At 41.3% G+C, this 18,108-nt stretch carries 18 protein-coding genes; 8 read left to right on the top strand and 10 right to left on the bottom strand.

Translation table 11 applies throughout. The features are described from left to right. Positions 1-36: 36 nt before the first annotated feature. Both AC1W6K_RS04850 and dnaJ read left to right on the top strand, forming a co-directional pair. Positions 37-543 carry a nucleotide exchange factor GrpE gene (locus AC1W6K_RS04850; RefSeq protein WP_481719624.1) on the top strand — a complete coding sequence of 169 codons (507 nt, stop codon included), beginning with the start codon at positions 37-39 and terminating at the stop codon, positions 541-543. 6 nt (positions 544-549) lie between these two features. Continuing rightward, positions 550-1,716 (top strand): molecular chaperone DnaJ, encoded by a 1,167-nt coding sequence (gene dnaJ / locus AC1W6K_RS04855; protein ID WP_481946652.1) that lies wholly within the window; start codon positions 550-552, stop codon positions 1,714-1,716. A gap of 129 nt (positions 1,717-1,845) precedes the next feature. Here the strand turns inward: dnaJ and AC1W6K_RS04860 are convergent, their stop codons facing one another. Genes AC1W6K_RS04860 through AC1W6K_RS04875 form a run of 4 tightly spaced genes read right to left on the bottom strand, consistent with a single transcriptional unit; the run spans position 1,846 to position 7,228 of the window. Continuing rightward, entirely contained in the window at positions 1,846-4,818 is a 2,973-nt protein-coding gene (locus tag AC1W6K_RS04860) for a glycosyltransferase family 117 protein (RefSeq protein ID WP_481946653.1), read from the bottom strand. A gap of 59 nt (positions 4,819-4,877) precedes the next feature. Next, on the bottom strand, positions 4,878-5,903 hold the full coding sequence (gene pheS / locus AC1W6K_RS04865) for a phenylalanine--tRNA ligase subunit alpha (RefSeq protein ID WP_481946654.1): 1,026 nt from the start codon (positions 5,901-5,903) through the stop codon (positions 4,878-4,880). A gap of 1 nt (position 5,904) precedes the next feature. Beyond that, entirely contained in the window at positions 5,905-6,549 is a 645-nt protein-coding gene (locus AC1W6K_RS04870) for a porin family protein (RefSeq protein WP_481719628.1), read from the bottom strand. Position 6,550: 1 nt separating this feature from the next. Then, positions 6,551-7,228 (bottom strand): porin family protein, encoded by a 678-nt coding sequence (locus AC1W6K_RS04875; RefSeq protein ID WP_481719629.1) that lies wholly within the window; start codon positions 7,226-7,228, stop codon positions 6,551-6,553. Positions 7,229-7,335: 107 nt separating this feature from the next. Between AC1W6K_RS04875 and radA the strand changes: the two genes are divergently transcribed. Continuing rightward, the gene (radA, locus tag AC1W6K_RS04880; RefSeq protein WP_481946655.1) at positions 7,336-8,715 is read left to right on the top strand and encodes a DNA repair protein RadA; all 1,380 of its coding nucleotides are present in this window, start codon (positions 7,336-7,338) and stop codon (positions 8,713-8,715) included. Here radA and truA read toward each other — a convergent pair. From truA to AC1W6K_RS04900, 4 genes are all read right to left on the bottom strand, one after another. After that, positions 8,690-9,445, bottom strand: a complete 756-nt coding sequence (gene truA, locus AC1W6K_RS04885; protein ID WP_481946656.1) for a tRNA pseudouridine(38-40) synthase TruA — start codon at positions 9,443-9,445, stop codon at positions 8,690-8,692. The two genes, radA and truA, sit on opposite strands and share 26 nt — an antisense overlap. Before the next feature lie 6 nt (positions 9,446-9,451). Beyond that, complete coding sequence (gene purL, locus AC1W6K_RS04890; RefSeq protein ID WP_481946657.1) at positions 9,452-11,683, bottom strand: phosphoribosylformylglycinamidine synthase subunit PurL; 2,232 nt, start codon at positions 11,681-11,683, stop codon at positions 9,452-9,454. 162 nt (positions 11,684-11,845) lie between these two features. Then, positions 11,846-12,418, bottom strand: a complete 573-nt coding sequence (locus AC1W6K_RS04895) for a nucleotidyltransferase family protein (protein ID WP_481946658.1) — start codon at positions 12,416-12,418, stop codon at positions 11,846-11,848. Further along, positions 12,419-12,589 (bottom strand): 2Fe-2S iron-sulfur cluster-binding protein, encoded by a 171-nt coding sequence (locus AC1W6K_RS04900; protein WP_481946659.1) that lies wholly within the window; start codon positions 12,587-12,589, stop codon positions 12,419-12,421. It abuts the gene before it with no gap. Positions 12,590-12,660: 71 nt separating this feature from the next. On the opposite strand from AC1W6K_RS04900, the gene AC1W6K_RS04905 reads away from it, so the two are divergent. The 5 genes from AC1W6K_RS04905 to AC1W6K_RS04925 are packed head-to-tail and all read left to right on the top strand — an operon-like array spanning position 12,661 to position 16,471. Beyond that, entirely contained in the window at positions 12,661-13,806 is a 1,146-nt protein-coding gene (locus AC1W6K_RS04905) for a THUMP-like domain-containing protein (RefSeq protein ID WP_481946660.1), read from the top strand. 25 nt (positions 13,807-13,831) lie between these two features. Next, positions 13,832-14,509, top strand: coding sequence for a hypothetical protein (locus AC1W6K_RS04910; protein ID WP_481946661.1), 678 nt, complete (start codon positions 13,832-13,834; stop codon positions 14,507-14,509). Then, positions 14,506-14,787: a hypothetical protein gene (locus AC1W6K_RS04915; RefSeq protein WP_481719637.1), complete on the top strand. Its 282-nt coding sequence runs from the start codon at positions 14,506-14,508 to the stop codon at positions 14,785-14,787. Before AC1W6K_RS04910 ends, AC1W6K_RS04915 begins: the two co-directional genes overlap by 4 nt. Further along, positions 14,787-15,242 (top strand): SRPBCC family protein, encoded by a 456-nt coding sequence (locus AC1W6K_RS04920; protein WP_481946662.1) that lies wholly within the window; start codon positions 14,787-14,789, stop codon positions 15,240-15,242. Before AC1W6K_RS04915 ends, AC1W6K_RS04920 begins: the two co-directional genes overlap by 1 nt. Beyond that, positions 15,239-16,471: a dicarboxylate/amino acid:cation symporter gene (locus AC1W6K_RS04925; protein WP_481719639.1), complete on the top strand. Its 1,233-nt coding sequence runs from the start codon at positions 15,239-15,241 to the stop codon at positions 16,469-16,471. Before AC1W6K_RS04920 ends, AC1W6K_RS04925 begins: the two co-directional genes overlap by 4 nt. Here AC1W6K_RS04925 and AC1W6K_RS04930 read toward each other — a convergent pair. Further along, positions 16,464-17,606: an ABC transporter permease gene (locus tag AC1W6K_RS04930; RefSeq protein ID WP_481946663.1), complete on the bottom strand. Its 1,143-nt coding sequence runs from the start codon at positions 17,604-17,606 to the stop codon at positions 16,464-16,466. The genes AC1W6K_RS04925 and AC1W6K_RS04930 overlap by 8 nt on opposite strands. Positions 17,607-17,701: 95 nt before the next feature. Next, positions 17,702-18,082: a 30S ribosome-binding factor RbfA gene (rbfA, locus tag AC1W6K_RS04935; protein WP_481719641.1), complete on the bottom strand. Its 381-nt coding sequence runs from the start codon at positions 18,080-18,082 to the stop codon at positions 17,702-17,704. Positions 18,083-18,108 lie beyond the last annotated feature (26 nt).

Below are 18,108 nucleotides of genomic sequence, written 5' to 3' on the forward strand. Positions count from 1 at the left end.
GATTTGACTAAAGGAAAAGCCTATTAATTTTGCCTTATGAAAAAGAAAGAGACTGAAAAGCCAATCGACGAAGAAATCGTACAAGAGACTGCTGAACAAGCACCGACCGAGGAAACACAAGCGCCAGATGAATTGGCAGAAATGAAAGAGAAATACTTACGCTTATATTCAGATTTTGAGAATTTCAGAAAAAGGACATCGAAAGAGAAAATAGATTTAATTCAAACAGCTTCTGCTGGCCTAATCGTAGATTTACTTCCTGTTATAGATGATTATGAGCGAGCAATCGCCAATGCGCCTGAAGGGGAAATCTCGGAGGGAATTCAACTAATTTTTACAAAAATTTCAGCGATACTTCAAGCTAAAGGACTGAAAGAATTACCTGCCAAAGGCGAAGTTTTTGATGCGGAATTGCATGATTGCATTACACAATTTCCTGCGCCAACTGACGAAGACAAAGGGAAGGTCATGGAGGTAGTTGAAAAAGGATATACATTAAACGAAAAAGTCATTCGCTTCGCAAAAGTGGTGGTTGGTAACTAATTTAAAATGGCGCAGAAAAGAGATTATTACGAGGTATTAGGCGTATCCAAATCATCATCAGAGGATGAAATCAAAAAGGCTTATCGTAAGCTAGCTGTAAAATATCACCCGGATAAAAATCCGGATGACAAAGCTTCGGAAGAAAAATTCAAGGAAGCGGCAGAAGCCTACGAAGTATTAAGTAATTCCCAAAAGAAAGCGCAATATGACCGATTTGGTCATGCAGGAATGGGTGGAGCGGCAGGTGGTGCTGGATTCGGAGGCCAAGGCATGAACATGGAAGATATATTCTCTCAATTTGGGGATATTTTCGGTGGCGGTGGCGACGATAGCCCATTTGGTAGCTTTTTCAATGGCGGTCGTGGAGGTGGTAGACGCCAACGGAAAGGAACAGACCTGCGCATTAAATTGAAATTAAACCTGGAGGAGATAGCTAACGGCGTTGAAAAGAAAATCAAGGTAAAACGCCATGTAGCTTGTAAATCTTGCTCAGGTAATGGATCTAAGAACGGCACCGACTTAAAAAGCTGTGGCACCTGCCAAGGTTCCGGTCAAGTAAAACGCGTTCAAAATACAATGTTGGGCCAAATGGTCACTTCATCTACCTGCCCCACGTGTAGTGGCGAAGGCAAAAGCATAGGTGCTAAATGTAATGCTTGTTTCGGTGAAGGCCGTGTATTAGAAGAAGAAATCATCCCAATCAAAATCCCGGCAGGTGTTTCGAATGACATGCAATTATCAATGTCGGGCAAAGGAAATGTTCCTCCGCGTGGTGGTGTAGCAGGAGATTTATTAATCGTAATTGAAGAAGAATCCCACGAATTGCTCCATCGCGATGGAAACAACGTAATTTTTGACCTTTATGTAAGCTTTGTTGATGCAGCCCTAGGAACCTCAGTCGAAGTACCTACGATCGGCGGAAAAGCTAAAATCACATTAGAAGCTGGAACACAAAGTGGAAAAATCTTGCGCTTAAAAGGGAAAGGGATCAAAGAACTAAATGGCTATTCCGTAGGAGACCAATTAGTCCATGTGAATATTTGGACGCCTAAAGAAGTTAATAAAGAAGAGCGCGAACTACTAGAAAAACTGCGTGACTCGGCCAACTTCGCCCCACAACCTGGGAAGTCGGAGAAAGGATTTTTTCACAAGGTGAGAGATATGTTTTCTTAGACGATAGACTCTGGACGCTGGACGTTAGACACTGGACCTTAGACGGTCATTACACTAAAAAAGCCCGAGCAAATTAGCTTGGGCTTTTTAAATTCTAGCGTCTGACGTCTATAGTCTAGCGTCTAATTATTATTGCACTCTCGCCAGCTGCTTCGTGAATTTGGATTCCAAGGATTTGTATTGAGCAGGAGCTACTTTAGATTCCTTGAACGACGAAACAATCACATTCATTTCATATAGAGCAATTTGAATGTCTCGCTCATGCGCACGAAGCCCACCAGCTAAATAATAATCTAATGCTTGATCATTGCGGTCAACCATAATTTTAGCCATTTTCAATGCCTTGGCTTGCTCACCCATAGAAAGGTATAAGCCAACCATACTCGCCGAAAATTGATCGTATGGAATAACTTTATTTGGCATAACACGCTCTAAATGATCCAAAACCTTTTTAGCTAAAGGGATATTGCCTTCCCGCACTAATTGATCCGCTAGTCGGTACGTACCTAAACGCAACGTCACACTTGGTATTCCCATGTAAAAATCACCATGATAATAAACCTTTTCATCATTCAATCCGCGCCAATACATCTTATTTAACATGTTATCCGCCATGATTTTCGAATTCACAAAACCATCTTGTGCACCTTGAATTTTAAATGGCATCAAACGATATGCATAACCCTCTAATTGCATGCTTTCCTTTAAACCTACATACTGGTCATTCGGTAACGTGGCAGCAAAATAGATTGGTCTAGTCCAGCCAGCTAACGCATTATTTGAAATAATTTCCAACTGAATTAATTCGCCTTTAAAGATATTTTTCGAAGGCAATTTCCAACTCAAACGATCCGATAAGAATGGCAAAAATTCCTTGGGAAACCAATTTGATTGGGCTATTTTCATCGCATTCACTGGTATCACAAGTGAATCAGATGGGAATGTATTGATTAATTCTCCACTCTGTGTTTGCGCCTGAATACGTGGATCATCCTTGTGCACTAAATCTAAATAATCCGGCAAAGACATCTCCTTAATATTCGGATTTTCGGAATACATGATTTGATCGTTAACTCCCTCCAAAAACTGATCCTTCTTCAATAAAATAGGCAAAGGACTTGATTGATATGTTTGACGCTTCATCTGATCGATATACCAGTCCGTCCCCAATAAAGACAAATTACAAACCCGAACATCCGTACGGAAACCTTCCACCTCCTGCACATACCACAATGGGAATGTATCATTATCACCCCCTGTAAATAAAATAGCATTGGGAGCACAAGAATTCAAAAGGTTTTTAGCGAAATCAATTTGATGGTAACGGCCACTACGATCATGATCGTCCCAGTTTTGCTGCGCTAAAATAATAGGTGCTGAGAAACTTAAAACGGTTAATAAAGCCCAACGAACCTGTGGTTTCTTTACAATTAACGCTAACCACTCTCCCAATTGCATCACACCTAAACCTGCCCAAATCGCTAAAAAATAAAACGACCCCACATAAATATAATCACGCTCACGAGGCTCAACAGGCGGAGAATTCAAATAAACAACCAAACCCACACCCGTTAAAACAAACATCATAATCGTAACCAAGAAATCCTTCTCATTTTTCCGATACAATAAATAAAACCCAAGCAAGACTAAAATTAAAGGCAAGTAATAATAGTTATTTCGTGCCTTGTTATTTTTCATCACATCAGGCAATTTAGACGTATCTTCAAAAGCATTAATCGCCCAAGCATCTTGCTGATCACTCTCACGGCCAACAAAATTCCACAACAAATAACGCATGTACATATGCCCCATTTGATGGCTAAACATAAATCGTAAGTTATCCCCAAAACCTGGTTTTTGACCTGCCGGAATTCCCAGCATATCTTGATACAAGGCAACATGTTGGCCGGAATTACTCCAAACACGCGGTAATAACATTTGTTGGTCCTTCTGATACACATACTCCGGCTTGTGCGTGTAGACCACGTACTTACCATCTTTCATCTTGTAAACTTCCTCCCCTTCCTTAAACTCCTCTATCTGAGCCGTATAAACAGGACCGTACAACAAAGAACGTGATCCATATTGTTCACGTTTCAAATACTTCAAGAAGTTCAAAATATTACTTGGATCATTCTCATTGATCGGCGGGTTGTAGCCCGACCGTACTAATGCTACCGTATACGTTGAATACCCAATCAAAAGAAATACCAATGAGAATAAGGCCACATTTAATACCTCTTTCCCTGCTTTGTATGAATAACGAATACCAAAAACGATAGCTGCTAGGAGCACCAATAAAAAGAAAATGGCACCCATGCCGTAACTCATTCCTAAGGTATTGACAAACTGCAATTCGAACCAAAAAGCAATCGAAGGTAAGCCCGGAATAATGGCCGAATTAATCACACCAAGTATAAATAATCCCACTAAAACCGCGACAAAACCACCTTTATACGTTGGCTTAGCCTCTTTCTTAAAGTACCACAACAATGCCAAGGCTGGCAAAGTAACTAAGTTCAGTAGGTGGACACCTATGGAAAGGCCAACTAAATACGCGATAAATAAAATCCAGCGATTGGCTTCTGCTTCGTTTTCAACCAACTCCCAACGAAAGGCTGCCCAAACCACAATCGCCGTAAAAAATGAAGACATCGCATAAACTTCCGCCTCAACAGCGGAGAACCAAAACGAATCTGAAAATGCGTATACTAATGAGCCAACAATCCCTGAAAGCAATAGAATAATACCCTCAGATTGCGTTAAATCGGCAAATGATTTGCGTACTACTTTACGTCCAATCATGACAATCGTCCAATGCATAAACAAGATCGTAAGTGCACTCGAAACCACTGACATCATATTTATCCAAAAGGCCACACGGGTGACATCCCCTAATGCGAGGAATGAAAACATTCGACCGAGCAATAAGAATAAGGGCGCTCCAGGAGGATGTGGAACTTGTAACTTGTACGCACAAGCTATGAATTCACCACAATCCCAAAAAGAGGCTGTTGGCTCCACAGTCAACGTATACGTTATCAGGGAAATGGCAAAAACAATCCAACCTGCGAGGTTATTATTGCGTTTAAATTGCTGCATAAGAATTAAAATAATGTCAAAAGTAAGTCAAACTCCGCACTCACGGACCTTAAAATTTGTTAATTGAATTGACGTAAAAAACGGACATCATTTTCCGTGAATAGACGTAAATCTTTGATTTGGTATTTTAACATAGTAATACGTTCAATACCCATACCAAAAGCAAAACCGGAATATTCCTTGGAATCAATACCCACATTTTCCAATACATTGGGATCAACCATACCCGCACCCGCAATTTCAACCCATCCCGCTTGCTTACAAACATTGCAACCATCTCCCTTGCATAAAAGACATGTAATATCCATCTCCGCACTTGGCTCAGTAAACGGAAAATAAGATGGGCGAAAACGAACTTTCGTATCCTTGCCAAACATCTCTTTCGCAAAATGATAGAGCGTATCTTTTAAATCTTTAAAACTTACATCCTTGTCGACATACAAGCCTTCTACTTGATGAAATAAACAATGGGCTCGCGCTGAAATTGCCTCATTACGAAAAACACGTCCAGGCATAATCGAACGAAAAGGTGGCTTTGCGTATTGCATTAGTCGAATTTGAATATTCGACGTATGCGTACGCAATAAGACATCATCTTGAATTTCGCCTTGTCCCTTTTCGATGAAGAACGTATCCTGCATTTCACGAGCTGGGTGATTCTCAGGGAAATTTAAAGCGGTAAAATTATAAAAATCGGTTTCAATTTCGGGTCCATCTGAAACAGAAAAGCCCATCCGATAAAAAATCTCCAAAATACGAGAACGAACTAATGTTAACGGGTGTAAAGAACCTTGAATCAAAGGGTCTGAAAGCGTTAAATCATCAGGCACTTGAACCGATTGGTCGACTCCTGCAAATTCTTCTTGAGCAACTGTAAACTTGGATTCAGCTAAATTTTTTAAACTGTTTAAAGCTTGGCCTACCTCACGCCGACTCTCCGCAGCGACATCTTTTAAACCATCAAACAAATCAGCTAAACGGCCTTTGCGACCCACAAACTGAATGCGAAATTGCTCTAATGCTGCGGCATCTGAAATAATAAATGCCTCAATTTCAGACTGTATAGCCTGTATTTTATCCTTCATATTAAAATAACTTAAAACCGACTGTCACATGTACCGACTGCGGTTTTTGAGAGAAATAAACACCTTCCGGTTTTAATAAATTAGCGGCTAAATCTGTTTGACCTAACTCATAGCGAAGATCTAAACTTAATCGGGAATAGGTAAAGCCTACACCCGCTTGGTACGAATACATAAACCGTGGAATTCCCAATTTACCATATCCATTAAAGTAATAATGCGTGAGCTCTTCCAAATTGTCATAGCGCGCATGACCGAGAGATCCTACTGGACCACCTACTACATACATATGCTTAAATGAATATCCCAGTAAAAAAGGCACATCTATTGTCATGTAATCCGAATCAACTTCCGAATATACGCCTGAAGTGGAGTTCAATGCAGTCATCTTGCCACCGCGCGTGGACAAGGTCATTTCAGGCTGAACAAAAAACTTTTTACCTACGCGTGCATACCCTCCAAAGGTGTAGCCTTGCTTGAATGCTGCGCTATTTCGAATTAAAACTGATTCACCTTTAAATCTAAAATCGGTCGAATAATTTTGAATATTTGCACCCCCCTTTAGGCCAATAGATAGCCAAGAAGGGATTTTTTGGGCAGATACCGAAAAAACCAATAGACTTACCAGAAACAATAGGCATGCTCTCATCTTATAATATTTTAATTCCCAAGGTAGCTTGAAATGAACTCGCTTTTTGAGAAAAATTAACACCTGAAGGCAACGGAATGGTTTTAGACAAATCTGTCAAATTACTCTCATATCGAACATCGAATGTGAACCCTAATAAATCAATGCCCGCTCCTGCCGTGTAGGAAAAGAAGGCATTGGTCACCGCATTTGAAATTGAATTGTTTGATGTCAAAAATTGATCAAATGTACTGTTGGGCGTCATATTGTACGAGGCAACAGGACCAGCCATTACATGTAAGGGCCCTAAACGATACCCCACCATCAAGGGAATATCTATACTACCGTAACCTATTTCGAATTTTTTATCTAATCCTAGCGCTGCGTTGAGCACGTTTATTTTGGCATATTTAATACCGGCCAACAACTCAGGCTGAACAAACACGCGCCGACCAAAACGGGCATAAACTCCAGCCACGTAGCCATTTTTAGCCGTCATGCTTTGAGCTACATAGTCTGAAACGCCATCCACCGTTAACCCCTCTAAGGTTAAATTGGTTAAACTCACTCCTCCTTTAATACCAAATCGAAAAAAATTACCCGTTGCTTTGCGCACGGGCATCAATAATTGTGCTCGCAAGGGAGCAACAAAAATGAATGAAATTAAAAGAAGGCCAACAACCCTACCCGATATCCTCATGAACAAAAACAGTTTTAGTCAATTAAGCTGTAAAATTATCCTTTTTCATGCAAAAAAAAAGGAAAAACCAACGAAAAGCGTAATTTTGAAACTAAATAAAATCATGCGTGGCAAAAGCTAAAACTTCCTTTTTCTGTCAATCTTGCGGACACAATGCACCCAAATGGTTAGGCAAATGTCCCTCATGCGGAGAATGGAATACGTTCGTGGAAGAATTAGTGGAAGTTAGCTCACACCCAGCCGAAGTTTGGAAAACAAAAAGCTCCGCTCGTACAAAGCCACAACCCAAATTACTCCAAGAAGTAGACTTCGAAAATATACCCAAAATACCTTGCTCAGATACAGAATTTAGTCGGGTATTAGGAGGCGGAATCGTACCAGGTAGCCTTGTATTAATCGGCGGTGAACCCGGTATAGGTAAATCAACACTCCTACTACAAGTCGCACTTTCCTTAAGTGGTACGAAAGTTTTATATGTGACAGGTGAAGAATCCGAGCAACAAATTAAACTTCGTGCAGGCCGCCTTGAAAAAAAATCAGATAGCTTATATATTCTTACGGAAACTAATACCCAAGCCATATTTAAACATTTGGTGGATCTTGAACCGGAATTAATCATCGTTGATTCCATTCAAACCCTATTTTCAGACCAAATAGAATCAGGACCTGGTTCCGTTTCTCAAATACGCGAATGTGCATTGGAATTGATGCGCTTCGCTAAAGAGTCCAATACCCCGATATTTTTAGTTGGCCATATCACCAAAGAAGGATCCATCGCAGGACCTAAAGTCCTTGAACACTTAGTGGACACGGTACTTCAGTTCGAGGGTGACCGACACATGATCTACCGAATTCTTCGTACCACGAAGAACCGCTTTGGCAGTACATCTGAATTGGGCATTTACGAAATGTTGGGCTCTGGCTTGCGTGCCGTCACAAATCCATCGGAGATATTATTGTCCCAACGGGACGAACCAGCTTCCGGTGTAGCGATCGGAACATTAATGGAAGGAAATAGGCCTCTATTGGTTGAAATACAATCTTTAGTCTCCACCACTTCCTATGGAACAGCGCAACGGACAGCCAATGGATATGATGGAAAACGTTTGAATATGCTTTTGGCAGTTATCGAGAAGCGCGGTGGATATAAATTAGGTACGCAGGACGTATTCTTGAATGTGACCGGAGGAATTCGCGTGGACGATCCAGCATTGGATTTGGCAACTTGCCTTTCCGTAGTTTCTTCTTATGAAGACAAGATCATCGACTCATCGAAATGTTTTGCGGCAGAGGTGGGATTAGGCGGCGAATTGCGTTCGGTAACGCGTATAGACCAACGAATCGCTGAAGCAGAAAAACTAGGTTTCAAAGAAATATGGATTTCGAAATACAATTTGAAAGGCTTGAACTACAAACCGAAAAGCATTCAGATTAAATCGGCAGCCAGCTTGATGGATGTTATTATGAGCATCTGGCGCCAAAACTAGCCTCCGGATAAGTTACTTTGACTAAGTGCAGCCCGTGTGCAGGCACTGCCCGACCGGCTTCTTGTCGGCTTTTCGATTCCAAAATTCGCTTGAAATCAGCTGACGTCCACTTCCCCATCCCAATTTCCAATAAAGTTCCCACAATCGACCGTACCATACCACGCAAAAAGCGATTGCCTTCAATCGTAAAAATTAAACAATCCGTTTGGGGCACCCAAGAAGCGCGCACGATTGTACAATCAAACGTGGTTACCTCCGTCTTTACTTTAGAAAAACACTGAAAATCGGTGTGAGACAAGAGTAATTTCGCTGCCTCATTCATCGCCTCCACATCCAAATCTGCTTCGTACCAATAGGCAAAATCACGCAAAAATGGATCTTTATGACGGGTAATGCGGTATTCATAGATTCGTGAAGTCGCATCGAAACGCGCATGAAAATCATCCGCTACCGTGAAAATTGCTTGAGCAGTTAATGCAGGTGAAAGCATGCGATTCATACGGTAAACTAGGTTGTCATCGATACCCAGAGACGTATCGAAATGAGCGATTTGATGCGCTGCATGAACACCGGTATCTGTCCGACCGCTTCCAGTGATCGCAACTGTTTCTCCCAATAAAAGACTTAATTTTTCCTCTAATTCTGCTTGAACGCTATGCGCGTTCGGCTGGATCTGATATCCATGAAATGAGCCGCCATCGTAAGCGAATTGCAGTGCATAGCGGCTCATCTTGTATTATTTTGTTAAGGCTGTTTCCAATGCCGTGAAGTAAGAACCAGAAGCTTTCGCTAATGAACTTACCACCTGGCCATCGACCACCATATCCGTACCTTTTACGGTACCCAATTGCGAAGACTTAACACCCAATCCTGTTAAATGAGCTTCAAAAGCAGCTTTCTTCGCTGGAGCAACCGATACAATCACACGCGATTGTGCTTCACCAAACCACATTGCATCTTGACGAATACCAGCATCTGATTTCACATCAAATCCTAATCCACGTGGAAAAGCAGATTCGGCTAGGGTTACTAAAACTCCACCATCAGACACATCATGCGCCGACTGGATTAATTTGGCTTCAATTAATTCTGAGATACCTTTTTGAACCAATTGCTCGGTGGGCATATCAAAATAAGGCGCAGGCGAAGCCTTCACCTTGCGGTAAGAATATAAAAACTCAGAAGAAGCGATGTCATTCACAGACTCCCCTACTAAGTATACTAAATCTCCTTCAGCCTTGAAATCCAAGGTCATCTTGTTTTCTGCTTTCTCTAAAATACCCAACATACCAATCGTTGGCGTTGGAAACACCGGACCTTCATCCGATGATTGATTATAGAAACTCACGTTACCACCCGTTACCGGAGTTTCAAACGCCTCACACGCTTTCTTCATTCCTTTAATCGCACCTACGAATTGCCAGTAAACTTCTGGAACATATGGATTACCAAAATTCAGGCAGTTGGTGATTGCCACCGGCAAACCTCCTGAACAAACAATGTTACGCGCTGCCTCCGCAACCGCCATCGCACAACCCTCTTCCGGATCCGCGTTTACATAGCGTGAGTTACAATCAACGGTAATGACAATTGACTTATTTGAACCATGAACTTTCACCACACCTGCATCTGAAGGTGCATTGGTATTGCGATTCGCCCGACCTATAGATGAATCGTATTGCTCCGCTACCCACTTCTTTGAAGCGATGTTAGGGTGATTCATTAGGAAATCGAATGCCTTTGGCAATTCTGAGGCTGGAATATCTTGTACGGATTGAATATCAAATTTCTTGAACTCTTGGAAGTAAGCAGGTTCCTTATATTCACGGTGATATACTGGTGCGCCTCCGCCCAATACCAAATCATCCGCAGGTACGTCCGCTACTAACACACCATCTTGGTAGAATTCCAAACGTTTGGTATCTGTAACCGTACCAATTTGCTCGCAATTCAAATCCCACTTATCAAAAATCTTCTTCGCCTCTCCTTCGCGTCCTTTTTCTACAACGATCAACATACGTTCTTGCGACTCGGATAAAAGAATTTCAAACGGCTTCATATTTGCCTGGCGTGTTGGAACTTTGGAAAGATCGATGATCATACCGTGCTCCCCTTTGGCAGACATTTCAGAAGTTGAACAGATAATTCCTGCCGCACCCATATCTTGAATACCAATCACACAACCCGCTTCAATGATTTCCAATGAAGCCTCTAATAATAATTTCTCTTGAAAAGGATCCCCTACTTGAACCGCAGGTAATTTTTCAGAAGATTTGGACGTAATATCCTCCGAAGCAAAACTTGCTCCACCAATTCCATCTTTACCTGTAGCAGATCCTACGATAAATACGCCATTACCTACCCCATATGAAATGGCTGAAGCTTGGGTACCCACCTTTAAAATACCTGCCGAAAAGGCATTTACGAGTGGATTAACATTATAACAATCATCAAATTGCACTTCGCCACCGACCGTTGGGATACCAAACGCATTCCCGTAATCACCAATTCCCTTCACCACACCTTTCACCAACCATTTCGTTTTTGCTAAATCAATGTTACCAAAACGCAAGGAATTTAACTGAGCGATCGGACGTGCACCCATCGTGAAAATATCCCGGTTGATACCACCTACCCCTGTCGCTGCACCTTGATAAGGTTCTAATGCCGAAGGGTGATTGTGCGATTCGATTTTGAAGGCACAGCCTAAACCGTCGCCTAGGTCAACAAGACCAGCGTTTTCTTCGCCGGCTTTCGCTAACATACGAGGAGAATCTTTCGGAAGTGTCTTTAACCAAACAATAGAGTTTTTATAGCTACAGTGTTCAGACCACATGACAGAGAAGATTGACAACTCAGTAAAGTTTGGCTTGCGACCTAAAATTTCCTGAATACGGTCGTATTCTTCTGGCAATAAACCTAATTTTTTGGCTGTTTCTAGGGTTGGTAGGCTTTCGGTAGATTCCACGCTTATATGTTAATTAAGAAATGTTGTTGCATCGACGCAAGAAGGCGCAAAGGTAATAAATTTCGAGGAGAGACCCGAAAAAATATTAGGTAAAAATAGTAAGATGTATGGCCGCGACACCTCGCGTCTAATGTCCTACGTCTAAAGTCTAACGTCTAATTTTCATATCCCCCAATACCTCCGATCCTCTGGAACATCCACATCCCGGAATTTATCTGAAAAATGAACGATTTCACAAAGCATAGGATTTTCTCGCCAAAATTTACCTAATCCTTGATCACCACTCCAGTGATTAAATAAAGGTCGTAAAGCTTGCGGAATTAATACAGGGGGAGAATTAACTCCTTGAAATGAGGCCACAATGGCTCGATCTGGATTTGCCAACGACGTTAAGTTCTTGAGATGAGAAGTTGTCAGAAAAGGCAAGTCACATAATAAAACCAATACATCGCGCGAAATATCCACTGCTTTGAGTCCGACTGAAAGCGACTCCCCCATTCCTTTTTCCCAATGTTCCACCTTAACAAAAGTCAAGTTAGGAAACTCCTTTTGTAAATTTTCTATAATTATAATAGATTGTTCAACTTCAGCCCCAAGGCAAACAGAAACCTCTTGGCATACCGAAAACGCGAGACGGATCGACCGCTCTAACAGGCTTTGGCCTTGATAAACTAACAATTGTTTCGCTTCCCCTAATCGAGAGGAGGCCCCTGCGGCCAGAATTAATCCTTCCATTTAAATTAAAATTAAAGATAAAGGTTCATTCACACCACACAAGCCCATGCCGCAACCGAACTTCGTTCCCATGTATCCTATTTCGTCACGAATGACCCATAATATTGGGGTATCTGATTCCACATCGACGCGATGCTTCTTGGAATTAATCGTTAGTTGGTAAGTAGGCATAGTCCATTTTTAAATACCCTTAAATTTACAATAAAATTTAAATTATCCATTTAGGCTCCTAATTTTGCCAAATGCTCCAACCGAACGAAATTGAGTTTATCGCGAATAACGGCCATAGGTCCCCGTCGGCCATCGCGTTAGATGCACGTAAATTCCCTGAGCTTGAAATCAAAAAATTAGCTCATCAAATTCAGGCGCGCCAGAAATTGGCAACTAAATTACCGAGCTGGGTGGCTGAAAAAAAGGTCTTTTTCCATGCGTCTATTTCACTCGAACAATCATCCTCAGAAAGCACGGCCAAATACAAGGCTTCTTTGGTTTCTGGTCGGCTAATTGATATCACAGGAGGTATGGGTGTAGATACTTGGGCATTTGCGCAAACATGCGCGCAGGTGACTTATGTAGAAATGCAGGAAGAGTTAGCAGCTATCACAAAATATAATCATGAGGTACTCGGTGTTAAAAACATAGCTCATTTAGCCAAAAATGGGTTAGAAGCATTAAATGAAGTTGAAATCGATTGGATTTATGTGGATCCTGCACGGAGAAATGCGCAGGGAGAAAAAGTTATATTGTTTAGAGATTGCCAACCGAACGTTTTGGATGTCATTGCGCAGCATCCTACCAAAAAGATACTCATTAAGACGAGTCCGGTTTTGGATATTAGTCGGGCCGTTCACGAATTAGGCGGAGTCAGCCAAGTTTATGTGGTCAGTACAAAGCAAGAAGTTAAGGAGCTCTTGTTTGTAAAAGCGGGAAATGAATCGCTGGACCCGAAGATTAGCATCATCGAAGAAGGTCAAACCATTTTTGAGGGCACGCAGATGGTAGAGCGAAACGCTGAGAATCTTATTGGAAGCCTAAAACGCTATGTTTACGAGGCACACCCCGGCGTGATGAAGGCAGGATTTTTTAAGTCGGTGCAGCGTAATGGCCTAGTTCAATTAGGCCAACATACCCATCTGTATTGTTCGGAAAGCTTACTGAAAGATTTTCCAGGCAAAATATATGAGGTAATTGAATCGGGGCCTGTTCAAGCAAACTGGCTATCGGTCAATCAAGCGAATATTAGTACCCGAAATTTTCCGATAAGCCCGGAGGCGTTGCGCAAAAAGTTAAAATTAAAAGACGGAGGTGCCTACACGCTCTTTGGGATACAAAATTCAAGTCAAAAAAATGAGTTGATTCTCACCAAAAAAATTACCTTTGCTGATTGAAATTAACACATCAACACATTACATCATGATGAAAAGCATATTATTCGGTCTATTATGCACCTTGGCAACAAGCACTATGTATGCGCAAGTTTTTTCGGGATTAGAGGAAATTGATAAAGCGAAAAAAGAAGGATTCTACACCTATATTAATTCGGAGGAGAAATATGTGATAGAAGCTTGGAAAAAATACTTAAAACAAGTGGGATCAGTAGAAAATGGCCGCAATGGCGGTACGCTGAACGTTTATTCAGCTAAAATTAAGGAAATATCAGATAAGCCAGTAAGCTTATTGTCGAAGGTATCTGAGGAGAAAAATAAGACCAAATTGTTTGTTTCAATCAGTACGGGCCCAGATGCCTATATTCAAACAGGGCATGAATCATTTAGAGAGGCGAGTAATTGGGTAGAAGAGTTTGTTCGACTCATCAATTTAGAGGAGGATGTGCGTTTGGAGGAGAAAAAATTAAATGAATTAATCACCAATAAATCAAAACAGCAGAAACTTGCGGATCGTTTTGTTCGCGAATTAGACTCAAATAAGCGTCAAAATGAACTCTTGACAAAGAAATTAGAGGAAGCGAAAGTAGAGAAGGAAAAGATTTTAGCTAACCAAGAACAAAACAGATTGGATTTGAAATCCAATGAAGATGCGATCTTATTGCAAGCACAAAAGCTGGAAACGGCTAAACAAAAAATCAAATGAGAGTAGTAAAAATTTGGCTTTTGGCCGGAATCTTTTGCCTATTCAACTGCAATTTTGGAATGGTTGAATATAGCGCCTTACATCCCCAAGTAGAGAAAACAGTGCAGGTAGACAGTACCCAAAAGCCGCTTGTTTATGCGCCAAACAAAGAAGTTTCAGTCGTAAGTGAAACGAATAAACCGACAGAGAAATCGGATATTTCTATTTCACTTGTCATTTGGTCAGGCATCAAATACTTGACAGCTATGTTGCTCAAAATAATTACTTCAGTTATATAATGCCTTCATTTCGAGTTCGAACACGGGTTAATGCCCCAATGCAAGACGTTTGGACTAAGTTCGATGCGGATTTATTAAAAAAGCTATCGCCTCCATTTCCGCAGGTTCGGATTGTACGCTTTGATGGGTGCCAGACAGGAGATGTCGTCACGCTGGAATTAAACCTAGTTTTAGCTAAGCCCTTGTGGACGTCAAAGATCACCGATTCAGTTCAAAATGAACTAGCAAGTTATTTTGTCGACGAAGGAGTCGAAATGCCTTTGGGACTTACAGCGTGGCGCCATGAGCATCGCATCGAAAAAAGAGATGAAAAATCCGCAGATATTGTAGACAAAATTTCCTTCAAAACGAAGAATTTGCTTTTAGACTATCTTTTACTTCCTTTGTTTTGGGGAATGATTGTGTACCGAATTCCTTTTTACAAGTTGTATTTAAATCAACCAACTAACCTATGAAATTATCTCTTACCCAAAAAATCATCTTAGGATTCGTCTTAGGTCTTGCACTAGGTGAATATTTTTATTTAAGTCTTAGCCCAGAAGTGGCTCATCAGTGGGCGGGATATGTTCAGGTCGTTTCCAAGATCTTTTTGCGGTTAATTAAGATGATTGTGGGGCCCTTAGTTTTTTGCACATTGGTTGTGGGCATTGCCAAACTTGGCGATTTCAAGGCTGTTGGCCGTATTGGAATTAAAACAATCGGATACTTTTATTTTGCAACAATTTTATCTTTGGTGACTGGATTGGTCGTCGTGAATATAACCAAACCAGGAAGTTTACAGAGTTGGCCCAAACCCGCAGCTGGTACTGAAACGGGTATTGATGCAAGTAAAACTAAATCCCTTGAAGACTTTATTTTACACATTTTCCCAGATAGTTTTTTCAAAGCATTGGCTGAAAATGAGATTCTTCAAATCGTTATTTTCTCCTTATTTTTTGGTGTGGCGTTAGGCTCTATTGGAGAAACTGGGAAAAAATTGATACATGTAATTGAGAACTTAGCTGAGGTTGTCTTTAAAATGGTGAATTACGTCATGGAGGTTGCTCCTTATGCCGTTTTTGCTGCGATGACGACGGTGGTTGCGAATAAAGGTTTGAGTATTTTGATTAGCTATGGTTACTTGATGATTTGTTTTATGGGCGGTTTGTTGTTTTTCACCGTAGTCATTTTGTGGATTATTGCGGCAGTTAATGGCATCAATTATTGGAAACTATTAAAAGAATTGAAAGAGGCGTTATTAATCTCATTTTCTACGGCCAGTTCGGAGGCTTCGTTTCCGCAAACGATTGCTGCCTTGGAGAGGTTTGGTTGTAGCCGAAGAATTGTAGGTTTTGTTTTACCGCTGGGATATAGCTTCAATTTAGATGGATCGATGTTGTATATGACATTTGCCACGGGATTTATTGCGCAGGCTTATGGGGTCCATTTAAGTTTGGAACAACAAATCACTATGTTATTGACCCTGATGATTACATCCAAAGGCATTGCGGGAGTTCCGCGTGCGTCCTTGGTTATCATCGCGGGAACTTTGACCATGTTTAATTTACCGGCGGAGGGAATTGCATTATTGCTTGGTGTAGATCCATTCTTGGATATGGGCCGCACGGTGACATCTGTGGCTGGAAATGGTGTAGCAACTTGTGTCGTATCGAAGTGGGAAGGGGAATTCAACCCAACTACTTAATTGACTTAAAAGTTAATTGGACAGCTTTGCGTGCAGGAAATAAGGCGGCTAATCCCGTAATTAGAATCACGACCAAAGCTGTCCAGAAAAAATCCCAGAATTCCATTTTAATTGGATAAGCGTCGATTAATGCATTTGGAATGCCTAACGAAATGATGCCGAATTGTTGTTGGATCGTCGCCATCACATATCCTAAAAGCATTCCAAACGCCGCTCCCGAAAAACTAATTAACGCGCCCACCCACAAAAACGCCCGAAAAACTTGTTGGCGAGAAACCCCCATTGCCATAAGCGTAAATAAATCTTTCCGCTTTTCAATGACCAAAAGTGAAAGCGCATAGAAAAGCGTAAATGAGGCGATTCCCATAACGAAAGCCATAATTAAAAAGACAAATAGCTTCTCAATCTTGATGGCTTTCAGGAGAATGGCATGTTGTTCATCGCGTGTTTGAATCGTAAATTTAGGCCCAAGAATTGCTTGAATCTGATTTTTAATAACCTGGTCGTCTGTAGTGGGGGCAAGCATAATTTCATAGGCAGAGCGGTTGCCAGGTTGGCCCACTAATTCTTCCATCCAATCTAGGGGCACGATAACGGTTTGGTTATCGAAATTTTGCTCTACTTCGAGTACGCCAGAGGGAAAAAAGAAATTCCGACGAATGGCATTTTCACTTAATGCCGCGCGTTTTAATTGCGTATGATTCGGATACCACGCTTCGATGGGGTCGAATACATTCTCAAAACTCATCCCCATAGCCAAGAAAACTCCGATGCCCACGAGGGCAAATGGGTGTTCGCCCGATTCAACAAAATAATCACCCTCTACCACCTGTTTCTTCAGTCGGCCTGCTGCCAGATACGAGGCATCCACCCCTTTCATCCGAACGACTAATTGCTTTTGGTCGTAACGAATTAGACCTTGATCTTCTAAAATGGGATTGACAAATTTAATGCCGGATATTTTTTTTAACGCGGCCACTTGACTAGCAGAAAGCTGAAACCGATCGCCTTGTTTATGGACAATTTTAAGATCTGAATCAAAAGAATTAAATAATCCCTTTTGGAAATCTTCGAGGCCATTAAACACAGAAAGAATTAAAACGAGCGCCATGACTTCCACGCTTACGCTAATCATGGCAATACGTGAAATTAAGGAAATAAAGCTCGCCTTACTTTTTGAAAAAAAATACCTTTTTGCAATGAATAAGGAAAAATTCACGGGTCAACACATTAAAGTTCTTCGGAAGGAATTCCGTCAGAAGGAGGAATAACAAGACCTTCAAATAAGGCTTCAATTTTTGCTGCATAGGCAGCGGTGTCATCTAAATAAAAAGCTAAATGAGGGATAATTCGTGCCTGTTTCCGAATTCGGATCGCTAATGCGTTTCGAATCGCTTTGTTACGCACATCCAATTCATCCATGATTTGGTCCACATCATCAGCCAATAGAAAACTTAAATAACAACGGGCGGCAGAAAGATCTGGACTCATTTTGACATCTGTGATGGTAACCATCGCTTTGCCAAAAATTTCTTTGAATTCCTTTTGAAAAATATCACTTAAATCCTTCTGGATTTGTCTTCCAAACTTTTGCTGACGCTTACTTTCCATAATTGCTCCGATTCGTTTTCTACTCA

It is taken from the genome of Aquirufa sp., from assembly GCF_964796385.1.

Coding starts and splice junctions, on each gene's coding strand:
- AC1W6K_RS04875 (WP_481719629.1), bottom strand. CDS start 7,228: ATGAGGATATCGGGTAGGGTTGTTGGCCTTCTTTTAATTTCATTCATT.
- AC1W6K_RS04860 (WP_481946653.1), bottom strand. CDS start 4,818: ATGCAGCAATTTAAACGCAATAATAACCTCGCAGGTTGGATTGTTTTT.
- AC1W6K_RS04915 (WP_481719637.1), top strand. CDS start 14,506: ATGAGAGTAGTAAAAATTTGGCTTTTGGCCGGAATCTTTTGCCTATTC.
- dnaJ (WP_481946652.1), top strand. CDS start 550: ATGGCGCAGAAAAGAGATTATTACGAGGTATTAGGCGTATCCAAATCA.
- AC1W6K_RS04930 (WP_481946663.1), bottom strand. CDS start 17,606: ATGATTAGCGTAAGCGTGGAAGTCATGGCGCTCGTTTTAATTCTTTCT.
- pheS (WP_481946654.1), bottom strand. CDS start 5,903: ATGAAGGATAAAATACAGGCTATACAGTCTGAAATTGAGGCATTTATT.
- AC1W6K_RS04905 (WP_481946660.1), top strand. CDS start 12,661: ATGCTCCAACCGAACGAAATTGAGTTTATCGCGAATAACGGCCATAGG.
- AC1W6K_RS04850 (WP_481719624.1), top strand. CDS start 37: ATGAAAAAGAAAGAGACTGAAAAGCCAATCGACGAAGAAATCGTACAA.
- AC1W6K_RS04925 (WP_481719639.1), top strand. CDS start 15,239: ATGAAATTATCTCTTACCCAAAAAATCATCTTAGGATTCGTCTTAGGT.
- AC1W6K_RS04910 (WP_481946661.1), top strand. CDS start 13,832: ATGATGAAAAGCATATTATTCGGTCTATTATGCACCTTGGCAACAAGC.
- truA (WP_481946656.1), bottom strand. CDS start 9,445: ATGAGCCGCTATGCACTGCAATTCGCTTACGATGGCGGCTCATTTCAT.
- AC1W6K_RS04920 (WP_481946662.1), top strand. CDS start 14,787: ATGCCTTCATTTCGAGTTCGAACACGGGTTAATGCCCCAATGCAAGAC.
- AC1W6K_RS04870 (WP_481719628.1), bottom strand. CDS start 6,549: ATGAGAGCATGCCTATTGTTTCTGGTAAGTCTATTGGTTTTTTCGGTA.
- rbfA (WP_481719641.1), bottom strand. CDS start 18,082: ATGGAAAGTAAGCGTCAGCAAAAGTTTGGAAGACAAATCCAGAAGGAT.
- AC1W6K_RS04900 (WP_481946659.1), bottom strand. CDS start 12,589: ATGCCTACTTACCAACTAACGATTAATTCCAAGAAGCATCGCGTCGAT.
- AC1W6K_RS04895 (WP_481946658.1), bottom strand. CDS start 12,418: ATGGAAGGATTAATTCTGGCCGCAGGGGCCTCCTCTCGATTAGGGGAA.